At 27.9% G+C, this 19701-nt stretch carries 17 protein-coding genes, 2 pseudogenes and 1 riboswitch; of the genes and pseudogenes, 2 read left to right on the top strand and 17 right to left on the bottom strand.

Annotation, left to right across the window (positions count from 1 at the left end; genetic code table 11):
* From BUB83_RS13895 to BUB83_RS13865, 7 genes and pseudogenes are all read right to left on the bottom strand, one after another.
* A pseudogene (locus tag BUB83_RS13895) lies at positions 1–220 on the bottom strand (IS110 family transposase); the annotation flags it as partial.
* Between the two features lie 55 nt (positions 221–275).
* Positions 276–469, bottom strand: a riboswitch (cobalamin riboswitch).
* Between the two features lie 230 nt (positions 470–699).
* Positions 700–1452 (bottom strand): adenosylcobinamide-GDP ribazoletransferase, encoded by a 753-nt coding sequence (cobS, locus tag BUB83_RS13890; RefSeq protein ID WP_073339071.1) that lies wholly within the window; start codon positions 1450–1452, stop codon positions 700–702.
* Positions 1453–1469: 17 nt separating this feature from the next.
* Positions 1470–2144: a DUF2238 domain-containing protein gene (locus BUB83_RS13885; protein WP_073339070.1), complete on the bottom strand. Its 675-nt coding sequence runs from the start codon at positions 2142–2144 to the stop codon at positions 1470–1472.
* Between the two features lie 178 nt (positions 2145–2322).
* Positions 2323–2604: a PTS sugar transporter subunit IIB gene (locus BUB83_RS13880; protein ID WP_073339069.1), complete on the bottom strand. Its 282-nt coding sequence runs from the start codon at positions 2602–2604 to the stop codon at positions 2323–2325.
* Between the two features lie 52 nt (positions 2605–2656).
* Positions 2657–3205: a bifunctional adenosylcobinamide kinase/adenosylcobinamide-phosphate guanylyltransferase gene (gene cobU / locus BUB83_RS13875; RefSeq protein WP_073339068.1), complete on the bottom strand. Its 549-nt coding sequence runs from the start codon at positions 3203–3205 to the stop codon at positions 2657–2659.
* Between the two features lie 26 nt (positions 3206–3231).
* Complete coding sequence (gene cobC, locus BUB83_RS13870; protein WP_073339067.1) at positions 3232–3813, bottom strand: alpha-ribazole phosphatase; 582 nt, start codon at positions 3811–3813, stop codon at positions 3232–3234.
* A gap of 45 nt (positions 3814–3858) precedes the next feature.
* Positions 3859–4668 carry a Cof-type HAD-IIB family hydrolase gene (locus BUB83_RS13865; RefSeq protein ID WP_073339066.1) on the bottom strand — a complete coding sequence of 270 codons (810 nt, stop codon included), beginning with the start codon at positions 4666–4668 and terminating at the stop codon, positions 3859–3861.
* A gap of 231 nt (positions 4669–4899) precedes the next feature.
* On the opposite strand from BUB83_RS13865, the gene BUB83_RS13860 reads away from it, so the two are divergent.
* Complete coding sequence (locus BUB83_RS13860) at positions 4900–6006, top strand: GerAB/ArcD/ProY family transporter (RefSeq protein ID WP_073339065.1); 1107 nt, start codon at positions 4900–4902, stop codon at positions 6004–6006.
* 250 nt (positions 6007–6256) lie between these two features.
* Here the strand turns inward: BUB83_RS13860 and BUB83_RS13855 are convergent, their stop codons facing one another.
* From BUB83_RS13855 to BUB83_RS13815, 9 genes are all read right to left on the bottom strand, one after another.
* Positions 6257–7552: a HAMP domain-containing sensor histidine kinase gene (locus BUB83_RS13855; RefSeq protein WP_073339064.1), complete on the bottom strand. Its 1296-nt coding sequence runs from the start codon at positions 7550–7552 to the stop codon at positions 6257–6259.
* The gene (locus BUB83_RS13850) at positions 7549–8205 is read right to left on the bottom strand and encodes a response regulator transcription factor (protein ID WP_073339063.1); all 657 of its coding nucleotides are present in this window, start codon (positions 8203–8205) and stop codon (positions 7549–7551) included. The genes BUB83_RS13855 and BUB83_RS13850 overlap by 4 nt, the downstream gene beginning before the upstream one ends.
* A gap of 42 nt (positions 8206–8247) precedes the next feature.
* On the bottom strand, positions 8248–8922 hold the full coding sequence (locus BUB83_RS22000) for a hypothetical protein (RefSeq protein WP_073339062.1): 675 nt from the start codon (positions 8920–8922) through the stop codon (positions 8248–8250).
* A 161-nt stretch (positions 8923–9083) separates the two neighbouring features.
* A complete protein-coding gene (locus BUB83_RS13840) occupies positions 9084–10532 on the bottom strand; it encodes a PASTA domain-containing protein (protein WP_073339061.1) in 1449 nt (482 codons plus the stop codon).
* Positions 10533–10556: 24 nt separating this feature from the next.
* A complete protein-coding gene (locus BUB83_RS13835; RefSeq protein ID WP_073339060.1) occupies positions 10557–11240 on the bottom strand; it encodes an ABC transporter ATP-binding protein in 684 nt (227 codons plus the stop codon).
* Between the two features lie 21 nt (positions 11241–11261).
* Complete coding sequence (locus tag BUB83_RS13830; protein WP_073339059.1) at positions 11262–12662, bottom strand: ABC transporter permease; 1401 nt, start codon at positions 12660–12662, stop codon at positions 11262–11264.
* Positions 12663–12796: 134 nt separating this feature from the next.
* On the bottom strand, positions 12797–14752 hold the full coding sequence (locus BUB83_RS13825; RefSeq protein WP_073339058.1) for an elongation factor G: 1956 nt from the start codon (positions 14750–14752) through the stop codon (positions 12797–12799).
* Positions 14753–14835: 83 nt separating this feature from the next.
* The gene (locus BUB83_RS13820) at positions 14836–15393 is read right to left on the bottom strand and encodes a Uma2 family endonuclease (RefSeq protein WP_073339057.1); all 558 of its coding nucleotides are present in this window, start codon (positions 15391–15393) and stop codon (positions 14836–14838) included.
* Between the two features lie 94 nt (positions 15394–15487).
* Entirely contained in the window at positions 15488–17263 is a 1776-nt protein-coding gene (locus tag BUB83_RS13815; RefSeq protein ID WP_073339056.1) for a WG repeat-containing protein, read from the bottom strand.
* Between the two features lie 881 nt (positions 17264–18144).
* Between BUB83_RS13815 and BUB83_RS22965 the strand changes: the two are divergent.
* Positions 18145–19252: pseudogene (locus tag BUB83_RS22965) on the top strand (GerAB/ArcD/ProY family transporter).
* 144 nt (positions 19253–19396) lie between these two features.
* Here BUB83_RS22965 and BUB83_RS13795 read toward each other — a convergent pair.
* Positions 19397–19645 (bottom strand): DUF3892 domain-containing protein, encoded by a 249-nt coding sequence (locus BUB83_RS13795; RefSeq protein WP_073339052.1) that lies wholly within the window; start codon positions 19643–19645, stop codon positions 19397–19399.
* Between the last annotated feature and the right edge of the window lie 56 nt (positions 19646–19701).

Raw genomic sequence — 19701 nt, 5'->3', positions numbered from 1 at the left:
CAATTATAGTCTTCTTTTGATTTTCCTTAGCTACTGATTTAGCCCATTCTTCAAACATTTTAAATCCATGTGAAGTATTTTCAAAGGGTTGTACTTTACTAAATTCTATACCCCTGTAATCAAATGCTCTCGCATATTGAATTTCCTTTGCGATATCAATTCCTATAACTAAAGTTTTTTCTGTAATTGACAAAATCTTTTCATTTTGTGTATAATTCATATTGAGTACCTCCACTGATAATTTTTAATTAGGGATAAACGTTCGAACGTCTTATACCCCGTATTTTATCAGCAGGTGCTCTTTTTTTCAAATTTCATTTTACTTCATAACAGGAATGCTCCTCTTTCCTTCCTGCTTTACACAGTGGTTATAAAGATTCGTCCATCATTACAGTAGCGGGGGCTGCTGTGGTCTCTAACCACATTCCCTTTTCACCAATTACTTGGCACCTTGATTTTTTTATTTAATTGTACTTTAAGTTTATAACAACTAATAAGATTTAGCAAGATAAGGATTTTATTTTTTCATTCTTATACATGTTATATCGATTAATTAGTACATAATAGAGTTAAAAGACGAAGTAACTATTTGTAGGGGCGGGTTTCCATGCCCGCCTGCTGTTTCCTAATAAAATTACAATTACAGTAAATTAGTTCGCTTTTTTTCTCTAACCTACATTAAACTTCGATTTACAGAATCTACAAAAGCACAACTAACATAATTCCCACAAATATCTCAATTATCTCATTATTAGCACCTAAAAGATCCCCTGTTAATCCTTGTATTTTGAATTCACAATATTTATTAAATAAAATAGTAAGAAATGCACTTAAAATAATAACAATAAAAGTTCTTATAAGTCCAATAAAAGCAAAACTTAAAATTACTGTAATAGCTAATGTTTTAATTAAAGTCTTCCCATCAATATTTCCTATAAAAATATTACCTGTCCCTGTTTCTTTAGCATTTTTACCTATATAAGCTAAAAGAACTATAGTAAATCTCGATATTACAGGAATTATAATTATAAAATTAAAAGTCCTATAACTAATTAAGTTTTCTATTATTGTATATTTTAAAAGAATATCAAATACAATGGCTGCACCAGCAAAAGTTCCTATCGTGCTATCCTTCATTATTTCAATAATTTTATCTTTTCCACCTTTAAAGGCATAAAACCCATCACACAAATCTCCCAATCCGTCTAAATGAAGTGCTCCAGTAATAATTACAGAACTCAATACCACTAAAACAGCTGTAATATTAATAGGAATCCATTTACTAAAAATCGAAGCTATACAAAATTGTATTATTCCAATAATTAACCCTATTACCGGAAAAAATATAGCTCCTTCTCTGAAATTTTTATTTTCACATTGCAAATTTTTATTTATAGGTATCCTAGTAAAGAATTGAATAAATAAAAGAAAATTATTCAAGAATCTTTTCATACACTTCATCTCCAACTTTATAAACTTTTGTCTATTTTATCATCATTTTCAAATATTTCTTTGTTAATACTTAAAAAATTTGTGAATAATCTATTAACTCTCTCTGAACCCTGTTTTTTCTCATACATGAATCCATAAAATGCAGCAACTATAGCGCCAATGGAATCAACTATTAAATCCCACATAGTATCTACTAATCCAGACTTCTGCATATTTAAACCAAAAAAAGAATCCATTGCAAACTCAAATATCTCCCATAAAGCCCCTGTAGCTACTGCAAAAGTAAAAGCAAATAAAGCTACAAAAAATGGACTTAAATAAACATCAACATTTTCTTCTTTATTTAAAATATACACTAACAAAACACCCACAAAACCTAATATAACCCCTGATAATGTGTGAAGCATAGAATCCCACCACCAGTATTTATAATAATAAGCATTTAATTCTCCTAAATACTGAGCCGCAAAAATAAATGCTAGTATTATAATTTGATAACTAGCCGGAAGTTTTATATGGTTTCGGTTGGCTATTATACGTGGTAAAAAAGTTAAAAATAAAGTGATAATTGCGATAAAAAAATCTAAATAATCTACTCTTATAAAACTAATAATAGCAGAAACTGTTAACAAAATCCTAAAATAATTTGCAATCAATATTTCAAGTTTTGTATTTTTAATTATATTTTTCATTAACTCACCTCCTGATTTTTTATATATATTACTGATGTGAATAATACAATAAATATATAATTATAATATGCTTACAGTTTATAATACAACAGTAAATAATATAAGACAACCTTAATGAGGCCATATATATTTGAGTAATAAAAATAAAGGCAAAGTTTCTGCCTTTATTTTAGTTATTTTAAATAATTTTTTTTTCCTTTAATACCTCTGAAAGTTTATCCTTCAACTCTTTTCTATCTAGCATACTTTCAAGGATTATTATTCTTCCATTACAATTTATCTTATCCTTCAAATCTTTGGTTATTACATATAAGTCAGCTTTATAGTTTTCTATTTTAGATATTTCAGAATGGTTTACACCAATCCCCTTAATATTCATTTCCTTTAAAATCTTTCTTATATTCATTTCAACCATAAGACTACTACTTAAACCTAAACCACAACAAACTAAAATTTTCATAATAACTCACTCCCTTTATTTAATAAAGTTTATTATTAGATTATTAATTATATTATTTTATTTTCATAGGTATTCCACAAACAGTTAAATATACTTCATCACTTAAAGATGCTACAGTTTTATTTATAGCTCCTGCCACATCTCTAAAAATTCTTCCTAATTTGTATTCTGGGACCAATCCATACCCCACTTCATTTGTAACCATAACTAAAGTTTTATCATTTTCAATAGCTGAAGAAATCATTTTTTCAACTTGTTTTTTAATATTTGTTAGTATCTTGTCCACGCTATCCATTGATAAATTATCAAAGTCTTGTTCTTCCAAAAACAATAAATTAGTCATCATTATCGTTAAACAATCTAACAATATATATGATTTTTCAGTTTCATTAATAACTAAATGTAAATCTTTAAAACCCTCATATGTGTCCCATTTTTCATTTCTTCTCAATTTGTGTTTTTCTATTCTATCAACCATTTCCTCATCATATGCTTTTGCTGTTGCTATATATAAAACATCATTCTTATCTTTTAAAATTTCTTCTGCGTATTCACTTTTACCACTTCTACATCCACCAGTTACTAGAATAATTTTTCCCACACTATTTTCTCCTCTCCTATATTGTACTATTTTCTTATTTCTTCAATAAACCAGTTTCCGTATTCATATTTAATATGAGCTACGCAGCCATTACTACAAGAAAATTTCCAGAAAGTATCTAAATTTTCATCCATGATAAAAGAATAGAATGTTTTTATCACTCCTCCGTGGGTTACAATAAGTATATTATCACATTTTTCTTTTTCAATATCATATATGAATTCTCTAACTCTATTATACATCATTTTATAACTTTCTCCATTACTTGGAGTGAAATTTTTCCAATCTTTTCTCCATTCTTCACATTCATCTGGATATTTTTCTAAAAGTTCTTCATAAGATTTTCCCTCAAATTCTCCAAAATTAAGCTCATTGATTCTTTCATCAACTATAAAATTCACAGTATTATTCACAATTATTTCTGCAGATTCTTTTGTTCTTTTTCTTTCACTTACATAAACTTTATCAAAATTGATTTCACTTAAATATTTTCGCACTTTTGACATTTCATCTTTCCCATCTTCATTTAACATAGCATCTATCTTTCCATAATATAATTTTTTACTATTCTCATATGTTTCCCCATGCCTCACTAAATAAATATTCAAATTAAATCACTCCTTATATAAGATGAAATAAAAAAGCTTAAAGAGCTATGCCCAATAAGCTTGATTTTCTAATATTTCTTCTTTTATTACCTTTATTACCCCATCTTCATTATTAGACTTAGCTATAAATTTAGCTAGTTTTTTAATTTCTTCTACTGCATTTTCCATAGCATAACTATGATGGGCTTCTTTGAACATGCTTAAATCGTTATAATGATCTCCAAAAACCATAGTTTCTTCTGGCTTTATATTATATTTTTGTTGAATTAATTTAATGGCCTGACCTTTATTTGTACCTTTATTAACCACATCTGCCCATTGTCTACCTGACACTATTATATCTAAATCCTCAGTTAAAGATGCTTTTACTTTATCTACAGTTGCTTTTTTTATACCCGTACCCTCAAAAATAGTTATTTTTAAAACTGAATCTTGTATTTTATACAAATCTTGAATTCTTAAATATTTTATATTATGGTACTTCAAAGAACTAATCAACTTGTTTGATGGATTTTCTCCATAAGCACAATCCTTTGTACAAAAAAACATATCTATATTTTCTTTTCTTGAAAGTTCAATTAAATTCCCATAACTATTAGGATTTATATCACTTTCATACAATATATCCTCACTATTATTATATTGAACTACCGCTCCATTATGAGCGGCAAAAATTATTTCATTATTGCTTCCTTCAAAATTTTTGCTTAATTGATTAAAAAATCTTCCACTAGCCGCCATAAATCTTATATTTTTTTTACTTAATATATCAATTATCTCAAAAATTGATTGATTTATTTCACCTTTATCATTTATTAGTGTTCCGTCCATATCTGTTGCAATTAATTTTATCATTTAACCTGTTAGATACCTCCTACTATAATGCTTACCTTTTATATTATAGCATAAAACTATAATAATACATATTCAAGTCTTTTATTGGTAAATATACTTATAGGGATTTCAGTTAAACTATTAATTTATACGTAGGTTATATATATATATATGTATATTTTTCTAGTAAGTGGTTAATTTAAATATAAAATAAATAAAATAATAAGTCAATCAACTTATTGGTGGTAAAATATGAAAGCAAACTTTACTAAACATCAAATTTTCACTTTAATTCTTTTAACTCAAATTGGAACTACAACACTTTTTGCTATAGGCATTGATGCAGAGCAGGATGCTTGGATTGCTGTTTTATTATCTATGCTTTTAGGTTTTATTTTAGTGTGGATTTATACTGAATTACAGAAACATTTTCCTCAAAAGAATTTAGCCGAAATTATTATTTTGTTATTAGGTAAACCCCTAGGCACACCTTTGGTTTTATTGTATGCTTTTCACTTTATCCGAATATCCACTTATAATTTAAATGAATTTTCTAATATTATATCCACTACACTTCTTAACAATACTCCACGTATAGTTATTTTTATTGTTTTTATAACAGTTTCAATTTACGCTCTTTTTTTAGGCTTAAACTCATTTGCACGGGCTAGTGAATTTTTTGTTTTCCCATTGCTATTTTTTCTACTATCTTCCTTTATAATGGTAGGCCTTTCAGGTCATATCGATTTAAATAATTTACAACCAATTTTACCCAATGGTATAATTCCTCTTTTCAGCGTAGCTTATCCAACTGTTATAGTTTTCCCCTTTGGTGAACTTGTTGTTTTTCTTATGTACTGGTGTTATCTAGATTCAACAAATGGACTTCAAAAGATATCACTCACTGCTGTAGCTACATCTGGATTTTTAGTATCTCTTTCCTCACTTGTTATAATTTCAGCATTAGGTGTTCACAATGCTGGAATTTCATTAATTCCTTTGTATCAAGTAATTAGACAAATTAATATAGGCGGTGTTCTTAAAAATATGGATGCTTTAGCAGTGATTAATATGCTAATTGGAGGATTTTATAAATTCACTATTATGTTCTATGCTGGTGTATCTATGATTTCCACTTTGTTTAAAATAAAAGACGATAGATGGCTTATTATTGTTATGAGTATTTTCACTCTATGGATTTCTTACACAACCCTTCCTAGTATTATTTTTCAAAGATGGCTAGGAAACAACGTTATGACTCCTTATATTGCAGTCCATATACAAATTACAATTCCATTTCTTTTACTTATAATAAGTTATTTGAAATTAAAAACTTCTAAAGTTAAAGAAAATAAATAAGCTATAAGGGAGGTGTTACTTATATTAACATTTGAATTTTATATAGAACTCTTTAAAGAATCTGGTTTATTCGAAAGTATTTTAATTGTATCTATTTGGTTGATTATTCCTATGCTTCTTTGTGTTGCTTTATATTATTTAATATTGTACATTTTTCAGTTGCTTAAAAACAAAAAATAACATAGGCAAAGTAATTCATCTAATGAACTTCTTTGCCCATATACTAATAATTATTAAATTAAAATATATCCTATGTGTTATTTTTGTTAATGAAGAACATAACTCCATCCTCTACATTTCTTACTCCTATATTACAACGAAATAATTCCACAATATTTTTTGTAATAGTTAACCCTATTCCATTCTCACCACAATACCCTTTATTATACGTAATAAAAATATCATTTATGTCTTCAAATTCTATATTAGGACCATCGTTAAAAATATTAATTTCACTTTGCGTCAATTGAATTCTTATTACTGACTTAGCATATCTAATATTATTGGCAATTATATTTTCTAAAGCTGTATACCATTTTTCAAATTCCCCTTCATAAAAAGCTTCTTCCAACTGAAGCTCAAAATGTATTTCTTTTATATTCTTAAACCTGGTTACTACTTCAATAATAACCTCTTTCATATTTATTTCAGGAAATTTTTCATTCCTTTGCTTTAAATAAGTTAATTTATTAATTAAAAGTATTTTTTTCACCTTTAAGTCTAATTTCTTTGATTCATCAATAATCCCTTCAATGGTTTCTTCCAAAGTGCCTTCAGGATATATACCATCTTTAACACTTTGAGCATAGGTATTTATAATCATTATTGGTGTTTTTAAATCATGAGAAATACTTTGAAACATGTGATTCTTATATTTGTCTTGCTCAATAAGTTTAACCCTCATATCTTCAATTGAGTTAGATAAAATCCCTAATTCGTCTTCTTCATCAGCTTTTAATGAATCTTGCCAATTTCCATCTGCTATTTTTTCTACCTTGCTTTTTATTTTTATTATCCTATTAACAAAATAATTGGAGTATATATACATAGCTGTTACTCCAAAAATAATTAGTAGTATTAATAAACCAACTATTTGCTTAATAATATCGTTTCTAAATTCGTCACCATAAACATCAAACATATAAGCTACTCTATAAGTTGTAAAAACTTTCTCTATGACACAATACACTCTTACTTCTTCCGTTTGAATAACATATTTTTGTGTACTCTCTACTTGTTTCAAAGCATTTTCTTTTATTTGTTCTAAGAAATTAGTAGTTATAAATTTACTTTTTTCATTAAGAATTATTTCATGTCCAGGTTTCCCTTCAGAATTCAAAAATAATTGTTGCACTGCATATAAGTCTTCACTAATAGTAGTACCTTTTTTTGTATTCATCCTTGAATCTATAGTTCTGAAAATTGTATCTTCCATTGATTTTTCTAAATATCTTGGTACATAAACACTAGCAAAAATCATAATAATAGATATTATAGCTACAAATATAATAGTCATTTGCTTTTTAATAGATAATTTTTTTATCATAACATTCTATACCCATATCCATAAATAGTTTCTAATTTTATAGTAGGCATCTTTTTTCTAAGTCGTCTTATTGTATCATCTATAACTCTATCTGTTCCCCCATAAAATTCATTCCAAACAAATTTTAAAATTTCTTCTCTAGAGTAAGCTCTATTAGTGTTTTTTAAAAATAGTAACAACAAATCAAACTCCTTTGAAGTCAATTTTATTTCATCATGGTCTTGAAAAACAGTTCTGTTTGTTATATCTATTGTATATATTCCATATTCAAACTTATTTATTTTTTCTTTTTTATAAACTCTTTTTAACAATTTATCTACTCTAAGAATTAATTCTTGAACCGAAAAAGGTTTTGTCAAATAATCATCGCTACCAAACTTAAGCCCCATTATCCTATCCATCTCACTATCCCTTGCAGATGTAAAAATTACGGGCATATCCTCATTACTTTTTTTAATATTAGTAATTAATTCAAAACCATCTATCCCAGGAAGTCCTATATCTAGAATCCACAAATCAACATCATCATATATGTGATTTAAAGCATCTTCCCCATTAGAAAAAGACTTTATTTTATAGCCTTCTTTTTCTAAATACAAAACCAGTAATTTTCTTAATCTCTCTTCATCTTCAACTAAATATATTGAATACATTTAATCACAACCTTTTTGTATGTTTAAAAAACAATGCACTATTTACTGTGCATTGTTTAGTTCTGCTTCACATATTTCAAAAACTTTACTATTATCATCTGTTTTTGAAATTATAATATAATTTCCTACAATCAAGACTTCTGATGATTCCATATCGGGAAATATATTCATATTTCTACCTATATTTCCTTGAGCATTTTGTGGTCGTTCTCCCTGACCCTCTGGTTTATTTTCTTTATCTATATCTGATTTTTCACCATCATCACTAGTTTTTTGTTTATTTGAAAACATCTCTTCATTATTAGGAGGATTTTTCAATAGCTCCACATCATTTTGTGCATTAGTTGATTCGTATATTGTTATGCTCATTCCAATTTCTTCATTGCTTATTATTATACCATTAACTAAAGAATATCCAAAGTTTTCATTAACCATTTGAATAATCCTATTATTCATTGGCATAATCATAGATAATTTTGTTTCCTCATCTACTTCTTCAAATAATTCCTCATTAGCCAATATCTTTTCTGCTATTTGATTTAAAAAAGGATCTGCTTCTATTTCTTCACTTTGAAAATCTTTTTTATTTTCTTGATTGTTTGTTATTGCTTTATCTGTTTTCTCACTTGCATTATTGGTTACTACATCTTGATTATTTTCATTATTTCCACTACATGAAGTTAAACTAAAAATTAATAGTAAACTTGTTAATAACACAATTACCTTTTTAATAAAAATCCCTTCCTTCTTTTCTTGTATTATTTTTCTTTGTTTCTAATTTATTTGCTGCAATATAATAGGGCAGGCATGGAAAACCGCCCCTACTTTTTTTTAATTCATTATATTAGGTGAGCATTGAAACCAATCCATGCAGTTTTCTATTTGCCCATGGATATAACAACAGTAATAGTATCATTATCTGTAATTATTGTATTGCTAGCTATAGATTGACTTATAACATAATCTTTTGCAAATTTAGGCTCTGAATTTGAATCATTTGCATCAACTAACTCACTATTTTTATAATCAAATATAACTTTTAAACCCATTTCGCTAGCTAATTTAGTAACTTCATCTTGTGTTTTACCTGATAAATTAGGCATTACTAATTTCATTCCTTTTGATACTGTGATAGAAATAGCTGTACCTGTACTTACAAACTCATCCTTAATTGATTGAGAAATTATTTTTCCAGCACTACCCTTTTCTCCATATGCTTCATTAATAGATACAGTTATATTAGCGCTATTTACATTTACATTATCTCTCCAAGATAAAATATCCAGTTTTGATTTTCCAATAAAATTATCTATTGAAACTTTACCTAAAGAATAATAAATTTTAATGGAATCTCCTTCCTCAATGCTTGTACCGGATGAAATACTTTGGCTATAAATTTTTCCTTTGCTAGATGAGTTATTATAACTTTCTATTGTAATCAATGTAATATTATTTTGCTTAGCCCATGCTTCTGCTTCTGTTTTACTCATTGAAGTAAAATTTGTAACTTGAACTGCTTTTCCCTTTGAAATTTCTACAGTTAATGAATCCTCACGCAACATTTCTGATTCACTTGAAACACTTTGTGTAACTACAAGCCCTGCAGATGTATATTCATCAAATACTTCTTCAATATTTATAGCTATATCATTTTCACTTCCCCATTGAATCACTTCTGCAATTTTAGCGTTAGCAAAATCCGGTATAACTACTGTTTCTGATAGTTCTTCTGGTCCATCTGATACATAAATAGTAACTCTATTCTTTCTCAAAAAGCTTTCTTCTGTTCCATCTAAAAATTCATAGCTAATAATATTATCTGCTGGAATTATATCGCTATACTCTGTTTCAATTTTAGCTCCAGTAAGCTTATTTTCATCTATCCAAGTTTGAATTTCACTAGAAGTCATACTTTCTATATCTGGAAATTTAATTGATTCATTTGGGTCAGCTCCTAATGAAACTAGTAATGTTAATGTTGAATTTTTATCAACATTCTTGTCCACTTCTAAATCCTGTGATATTACCAAATCTTCATCCACATCAAAATTATACTCATCTTTTATAGCTAGGGTGATTTTATTGCTTTGTGCCCAATTATATGCATCATTTATGTTCCACCCCACCATATCTGGTATTTTTACACGGCCTGTTATATATGTAATAAGAAAAGCGGCAGCAATTATGATTGCTAGCATACTACCAGTTATAATCAACTTTTTTTTCTTATTTACATCATTGAATTTTTCAAACTTTTCTTCGCTAAAGCTTTCTGGTTTTGTATTTTCTAATGCAATAGAATCTAAAAAACTTTTACTTTCACTCATATTTTTTATACCCCTCTTATATTGTTAATTTTTATCTTGAAATAGTTTTCCGTCTTTTAATCTCAATTTAACATCACTTTCCTTTGCCACATCATCTGAGTGAGTAACCAGAATAATTGTTTTGTTATATTCATGAGCTAATGTTTTAAGTAGCTGAATAACTTCCTTCTCAGTTGCTGTATCCAATGCTCCTGTGGGTTCATCTCCTAAGATTAAATCTACGTCTTTTGCTAAAGCACGTCCTACTGCTACACGTTGTTGCTCTCCTCCAGATAAAGTTGTTACCCTTCTATCGGCTTTAGATTTCACTATTCCCACTTTTTCTAATATTTTATAAGCAATCTGCTTTTTATCTCCATTTATCTTTTTATCAACAATTAACATGTCTGATTCTACATTTTCTACACCTGTTAAATAATCCATAAGATTATATTTTTGAAATACTATAGCTATTTTGTTACGACGAAATTTTGTAAGACCCATTTTCCTTATATCTTCACCTTCGTATTTTACAACACCTTTTTCTGGTGGGTCTAACGCACATGCGATAGCAAGTAATGTTGATTTTCCACTTCCGGAAGGACCAAGGATAGTATAAAATTTTCCTCTCTCAAATTCATAACTTAAATCATCTAAAATTACACGTTTTTTTCCACCATCTACATATCCATAATTAATATTATTTAATTCAAATATAGTATCGCTCATATGAAAACCTCCTTTATTTTATTAATCCTGTAAGATTCTTTTTGGGTTATAGCTCATAATAACAGTTAGTGGTATAGTTGAACCAATAAGAACTAGTACCATACTAACTACCAAAAGATTTCCCATTACCGCAACACTTATTGATACATCAAATTCATCCGCTACAGTATCCATACTCACATCTCCATAAACTGACGTGCTACTTCTACTACTTCCTGGTCCTCTATTCATTATTGAATTACTAGCAGTACTAGTACTGCTTGCAAGGCCCGTATCCGATGTAAGTTGTTCTTCTACTATCCAAGTACTCACTGATTTTGAAGCTAAATTACTTGTTCCTACTGAAATTCCAAATGCTACAATAGCTATAACTAACATTTCAAATATAAATTGTGATATAATTTTTCCTTTTCCTTCTCCACTTGATAGCAATAAACCAATTTCGAATTTTCTATCTCTAACAAAAATTGTAACTATGGCTAAAATAATTGCTGCACCTGCAATAAATACTACCCAAATAAGTATTTTAGCAATAATTGAAATTAAATTTAAAGGGCTAGTCAATGATTCATATGTATCATCATTCGAATAAAGGGTATGATATTCTGAAGTTAACAAAGGCGATACTTTTTCTTTAAATAATTCCACTTCCATAGGATCATCAAGCAAATAAACAATGGATGCACTTGTCTCATCACTTCCTACCTTATCATTAAATATATTTGTAACCGTAAGAGACGTAAATAAGTTATTAGCACTATATCCATCTTCTAACGCAGAGTATATACCAACAATTTCAAATTCTTCACTAATAGTACTTGCACTTGTTGATGAAGTAGCATTATTATCTCTATTATTTGTAGCCGCTTTTTCAATACTAATAGTATCCCCAACTCTTAAATCATTTTGAGTTGCTAAATCTTCTGACACTAAAACAACATAATCTCCATTTTTTATATTTTCTTCTGTAAGCATACTTCCTTCAAGCAAAGATACACTTTCCATTGCAAAGTCTATAGGAATCTCACTATTTGCTCCTAATAAGGTAAAATCACTAGCATTTTTACTAAATCCACTGCTAGATTCTTGTGATTCTACAGGCTCCAGATCTTCTGAACTAGCATTTACTGATTCTGTCACAAAAAAATCTTTTACATAATTATTCTCTGCTATTTTTTCAGCTACACTTAATGATAATGCTGGTGGTCTTTCGCCACTAGCCATAGCCGCCTCATAATCCATCTTGTATTCAACTGCAGCACCAATTTCATATCGAATGTATTCTTTAGATTCTTCTATGCTATTTTCAATAATAAAGCCAGTAAAAACTAAATTAAATACAATAAATAATATTGTAAATAACATTAAAGTCTTTACCGGTCGACGAATTAAACTTTTAATTCCATGTACAAATAATCTCATGATAATTCCTCCTAATATTTATCTTTCATTGAGTTAATTATCACATATGAATATCAAGAAAATATAAAATATTATGTGAAATTATGTGAAAAAAGAAGCCCTCACCTAAGTGAAAGCTTCTTTTGTATTTAATTTTATTTTAAACAATGCATACTTTCCTTAGCTTCATTCCAAGGCACAGTATATCCTTGCCCTTTAGAGCAAAAAACTGAAGATGAGGTATATGTAATATCTATATTTTTATTATATCCTATTTTTTCTATAACTTCATTTTCATTATGACAAATATCATATCCAGTAAAAAACATATTTATAATACCTTTTCCCCCTGTAAATGCAACAAATTCTGTACTATAATTCATAAAAGTTGATACCGGAACTTTTCCTTTTATTATTACTTTATCCTCTATATTTTCAGGAACACTAAAATTTCCATGAGCTTTTTGAATATCTGCTAAAACTCTTCCCATATGCTCTAAGTCAACTTTAATTCTAAACTGATAATAAGGCTCTAATACAATATTTTTTGCTTGTTCCAAACCTTGTCTTAGTGCTCTATAAGTGGCTTCTCTGAAATCACCACCGCTAGTATGCTTGTTATGTGCTCTTCCTGTAAGCAAAGTTACTTTTATATCTGTTAATGGCTTACCTGTTAATAAGCCATGATGCTCTCTCTCGAAAATGTGATGCCGAATTAAATTTTGATGACCTGTTGTTAAATCATCTGCATGACAATTATTTTCAAAACTAATTCCTGTATTTCTTTTTGCTGGTTCTAGTTTTAAATGTACCTCAGCATAATGTCTCAGCGGTTCAAAGTGTCCATATCCCTTTGCCTCAGTTTCAATGGTTTCCTTATAAAGAATTTCAGGAGTACCAAAAGAAACTTCAAAATCAAATCTTTCCTTAACTACTTCTTTTAATATCTCTAATTGTATGGTTCCCATAACATGTATATGAATTTCTTCCAAACTTTCTTCCCAAGCCACATTTAAAGATGGATCTTCCTCTTCTAAAGTTTTGAAAGCTTTTAAAATTTCTTTTGTATTTATACCTGTTTCATAAATAACTTTAGAAGTTAATGTAGGCACCATTTCGTAAAAAATATTTTGATTTAGCTTTCCTAATCCTTGTCCAACAGATACATTAGTTAGCCCAGTAACTCCAAATATTTCTCCTGCCACAACTCTATCTTTTCTTTCAAATTTATTGCCATTATATAATCTGATACCTGTGATTTTCTCAGAAATTCTATTTTCATTATATTCATAACTTATTTCGTCTCTAACATTTAAAGAACCGGTCATGGCTTTCATATGAATCACTTTCGCCCCGGATTCATCATGTTTTATTTTATAAACCTGAGCTGAAAAAAAATCTTCCTCTGAATAAGTTGTATAAGATAATTTATGTAGTTTATCAAAAAAATCTATGACTCCAATGTCTTGAAGAGCAGAACCATAACAACATGGGAATATTTTATTTTCTTTCACCATATTTTTCATCATGTGAAACCATAAATCTTTTTCATAACCTTTCTCTAAATATCTTTCTAAAAGTTCTTCCTCTTGTGTTGCAATAAACTCTATAAGTTCTTCATCCATCTCTTCTTCATTAAGATTATTAGAGATATCACAAAGATTCTCCGTTAAATTTGTTTTAATTTCCTTCAATACTTTATTTACATCTGCACCAATTCTATCTACTTTATTAATAAAGAAAAAAGTTGGTACTTTATACTTTCTAAGCAAATTCCAAACAGTTTCTGTATGTCCTTGTACACCTTCCACAGCACTAATAATTACAATGGCATAATCCATAACTTTTAAAGTTCTTTCCATTTCTGTAGAGAAATCTACATGTCCTGGAGTATCAATCAAATAATATGTACTTTCTTTATACCTCATAGTAGCTTTATCTGAAAATACAGTTATACCTCGCTGTTTTTCTATGTAATGACTATCTAAAAGTGTATTTTTATGATCCACTCTGCCTCTTTCTTTTATGCTATTGGTATGATAAAGCAATTGCTCTGCAAAAGTGGTTTTCCCTGCATCTACGTGTGCTAAAATTCCTATTGTTTTATTCATTTTATAACTCCGTTCTTTATCTATATAATAAAAAGCCTCAACCTTAAGTCAAACTTAAGTCAAAGCTTCTTGATAAACTAATTCTAAAATATATCTTCTGAACTTATTGATAATCCTTCAAAAATAAAAGAATTTACAATGTCACTATTTTTATAAACACCTACTTGATTATAAAATCCTTCTTCATTTAATGAATATATTTGTATTGATTTAAGTTTAGGATTTACTATCCAATATTCTCTAACACCAAATCTTTGATATAAATTCATTTTTGTAACTAAGTCGTGAGATTGGTTTGAAGGACTTAATATCTCTACAATTAATGTCGGTACTCCTACATAGTTTTTCTCATTCAACCCATTTTTATCACATATAACAGAAATATCAGGAATTAATTTATTAGGATATTTATCTTCTTCATTTTCTAATATTATATCAAAAGGAGCATGAAACAGTTCACATTTAGTTTTCTTGAAATAGTTTCTAAATTCCCCTGTTAAATTCACTGAAATCCTTTGGTGTACTGTTGAAGGTGATGCTTGAAGATATATTTGTCCCTCAATATATTCCAATGAATCCTCTGTAGAATTATCCATCTTCACAAACTCTTCAAAGCTTATAAACTCATTATTTGATAACATCCATACACCTCCAATTAATTTCTATATTAATATTATAACCCAAATATACTTAAATTTAAACTTCTACAATTCTACTGTAACTTCTCAAAGAACCTTAATTAAAAGACTTATAAAATTCTCCTCTCTTGTTTATCATTCCTTGAATTTCTTCGAAAGGTATTTTAAAAGTAACAAATCCTGCTGCATATGGACCTATTTCATAAGGTGGAAAATAAATATATAAATTTTCTTCATCAATATAAAAACTTTGTTCTTCATTTATTCCTTTAAAAGCATCCTTATAAACATATTCATATTGTGGATCAGTTTTAATCATATTATCAATAATCTTATTTAATTCTCCTACCCAATTAACTCCCCCCATAAATAAATCACCCAATGTATAAAACTTTCCAGTTGCCAAATTTATACTTGGTGTTTTCTTAGTAGGCATTCCATGAGCTGCCCCAAAGGGATAATAATATCCTACAAGGTCAAGAACTAATAAATTCTTCTTAAAAAATTCCACTTTGAAATCTCCATAATAACTATAATTCAAAACATCTTCCGGTTTAACAATGTATGGTTCTTTCACATTTTCCTCAAATAAAGGCTTAAAGTAAGACATTTTAATTAATTTTTTATTTATATTTTTCTCTACTTTTTTATTAGCTACATTATTTACTTTTGGATTATATATTAAATAATTTATATTTGGCCTATATTTAATTTTTGAAATTGAATATTTTTTGCTCAATCTTACAGTGTTATTAGGTTTATAAATAATAGTACCTTCTTTTGTTAAATAATATTGACAATAATCTATATTTGCAAATATAATATTATCCTTAACTTCCAAATCTCCGCTTCCTCTTACCACAGGAAATCTTCTCTTTATATTTCCACTTTTATCAATAAAAAAAGTGTACTGATTATCTGAAGCATAAGCTAATTCTTTATTATAATCCCCTACCACTAAATATTTGAAATCTGTGAACCTTTTACCTGTAGTATCTCCAATAGCATAAATACTTGAACTTATAAATTTATCATCACCAATAGGAAGTCCTAGCGCAACTCTTTCTTCTCCCAAATAATTTATTTTACTATAAATAGGCTGATATACATATTTCCCTTTTAAATCAATCAATCCATAAGGACCATTATATGCATCTTCACTACTTACAACAGCAACTCCACCCTTAAAGCCCTGTGCTGCTTTATATATAGGTTTTATAACCTCTTGCCCTTGCTGGTTTATATATCCATAGGGACCATCAAAGGAATTTGCAAAAACCATAACTCCATCCCCATATTGACTTACAATGCCATAATTATAAGTATTTATAACATTTCCATTCTTATCAATTAATCCATATCTTTCTTCATTAATTTTAACTAAGGCTACTCCATCTATAAAATTATTTGCTTGTAAAAACTTAGGAGGTATAATCTCATTTCCTTCTTCATCAATATATCCATAAAAATATGTTCCTGTAGAATCATTTGTTCCTATAACCGCTCTTTCCTCTGCATAATCACTTATAAAATCATATTTTTTACTTGTAATAGTATCACCTTTTTCGTCCATAACTCCCATACTTCCATCTAATACATAAACTCCACGATTCCCTTTAAAAGAGCTAATACTATCATAAATAGGTTTAATAACATACTCTCCCTTAGTATTTATTGCCCCCATTAAATTATTTTCTGCCACTAAAGCTATTTCTAATTCATTAAAATCCTCAGCTCTTTCATATTTGGGTTTAATTATAAACTTTCCACTATGATCAATATATCCGTAGCTACTTCCATAAATATTATTTCTCAATGCAGGGTAAAATTTTTTTAAGTGAGTATTATTTTTATATCCATGTTTTGAACTCATTTATCTTCTCCTAAATATTACTTCTATTAATAATATTATTAATAGCCCAAAATTATTGTTACTCAGAAATTTTATTTCTTTTTTTAGCGATTGAATATTTATTAATATTTATTGTTATTTGAAAATAAATGTTTACAAATACAGAATGTTGTGTTATTATAAATACATACCAAGTAACAGATTTAAATTAGTACAAGAAAGGGAAGTGATTCCACCAGAGTATTAACCTTCATTAGATAAACTATAAGATTCGCTAATAGAAAGGGGATAGACCAATGTACCAGATTAAATTTTTAGAGGATAGTAGTATTTTATAAATAGTTGGTCTTTAAGAAATATAATAAGACAAAGAAAAACACTTTAGTTAAAAAAATATTTACTATGCTTACTTAGTTGAAAATAAAAAATAATATATTAAAAGGGAGTTCACTTTGTGAACTCCCTTTGTTGTTTTCTTCATTAATTGTAAATCTTACATATAATATAATCAGTTCTTTAATTGTTCAATTATTACACATAAAAAAAATATTTCTTTACACTTATTTTTCTATCACTTACTAATAAATTAAATTAATAGGGGAAAGCTACTACGGAGAATAATTTCCAACTTATTTTAGCAACAAGAATTGCATTTTATATAGAAAAAGGTGAATAAAAAGTGCTTATTTTTATTATTATACTTGCCTTTCTAGTAGTTTTTTATTTTAATGGTATTCCTTTAATAAAAAAAGGTAAATTAAAAGAATTTATTTTATACATGGTAATAATGATAATATGTTTTTCATTTAGTATTTTACTAAGCTTAGGGATTAAAATACCTACTCAAGTTTTCATTATTAATAAGTTGCTTAATTTAATTATTAAGTAATTGGGGGAATTATATGAAAAATGAAACTCTTTCCTTTAAGCAAGGAGTTATTTTAATTGTTTTGTTTATTTCAGGTACTTCTACAATAATCACACCTGGAATTGCTGCAAAACAGGATGCTTGGTTAGCTCTTTTACTAGCTATGATTTTTACACTTCCTATGATTCTTATATTTGAACGTCTTCTTTATCTCTTTCCAGGTAAAGACCTTTTTGATATTGTACAAATTGTTTTAGGAAAGTTTTTTGGCAAATTTATGATTATATTATTTATACATTTTTCCCTTGAAATGGGTGCTGGCGTATTGGGTAATTTTGTGTATTTTATGAATAGCGTATCTTTACAAAGCACCCCGTTAATTATAACAACTATTTTCGTAGCTATTCTTTGCGTAGAAGGTGTAAGCTTTGGCATAAATATTCTTGGTAGATGTGGTGAAGTGGGAATTCTTTTATTAATAATTCCTTTATTTCTTCTTAATTATACTTTTATTTAAAGATATCAATATAAATAATTTAACTCCTATACTATATAATGGCTTTAAACCAGTATTAAAAGCATCATTCTTAGTTTTTTCTTTTCCTTTTGCACAAATAATTATTTTCACTATGGTTTTTACTGGTTTTAAAGAAAAAGCTGCACATAATATTTATAAGATGGGCATTCTTTTAGGTGGCTTACTTCTATTAATAATTTGTATAATGAATATATTGGTTTTAGGCCCCTCTATAGCCGGAATGTATAATTACTCTACTTATGCAACCTTTAAAAGGATTAATCTAGGTGGCTTATTTGAACGTGTTGAGATAGTGATAGCTCTAGTTTTTTTTATAGGCGTAGTGACAAAAGTTAGTATATGTCTTTTAGCTACATGTAAAGGCGTTTCTAAGTTATTTAATTTTAATGACTACAAGGTTATTGTTTTTCCTATGGGTGTATCCATGGTTATTTTATCAATCACTTTTTATGACAGTCTTATGGATGTTCCCTTTTTTGCCTTACACCTTTGGCCCTACTATTCATTTTTATTTCAAGTCATTCTACCAATAATAATTTTTATTGCTAGTGAACTTCATATTAAACTTAAAAATCAGCCTATGAAATCCAATAATAAGGTATAATTCAAATAATTACAGAATGTTTTGGATTATGCCTTGCTTATATGAAAACAATAAAAAATGCCCCTAAAAACACATATGGTTTATAGAAACATTTTTAACTGTTATTTATTATATGATTTATTCATTGTAATTATATATTTAAGCTTAAATCATTAGATTGTCACCAATAATTGGCAAATTATCTAAATTGTTATCAGAAACACTATCTGGATTGCTTCTTAAATACTCTTCGCCTAGCTTAGACATAGATACTAAGACACCTTCAATAGCGCCATCCTTAGCAAGATCTACTGCTTCTTTTTTAGATAAAATTTTATCATTATCTAATTTGTAAGATTGGATTTCTCCACCTTTGTCCTTTTGAACTGCAACTATTTTGTATTTTCTATCCATAATAATCCCTCCTATTTACTTATATTATCTGTATAAATAGAAATATTATTTATGTT

It is taken from the genome of Clostridium grantii DSM 8605, assembly GCF_900129965.1.
Taxonomy (GTDB): domain Bacteria; phylum Bacillota; class Clostridia; order Clostridiales; family Clostridiaceae; genus Clostridium_AF; species Clostridium_AF grantii.
The sequence above is the reverse complement of the archived record's forward strand: the minus strand, read 5'-3'. Positions and strand labels throughout refer to the sequence as shown.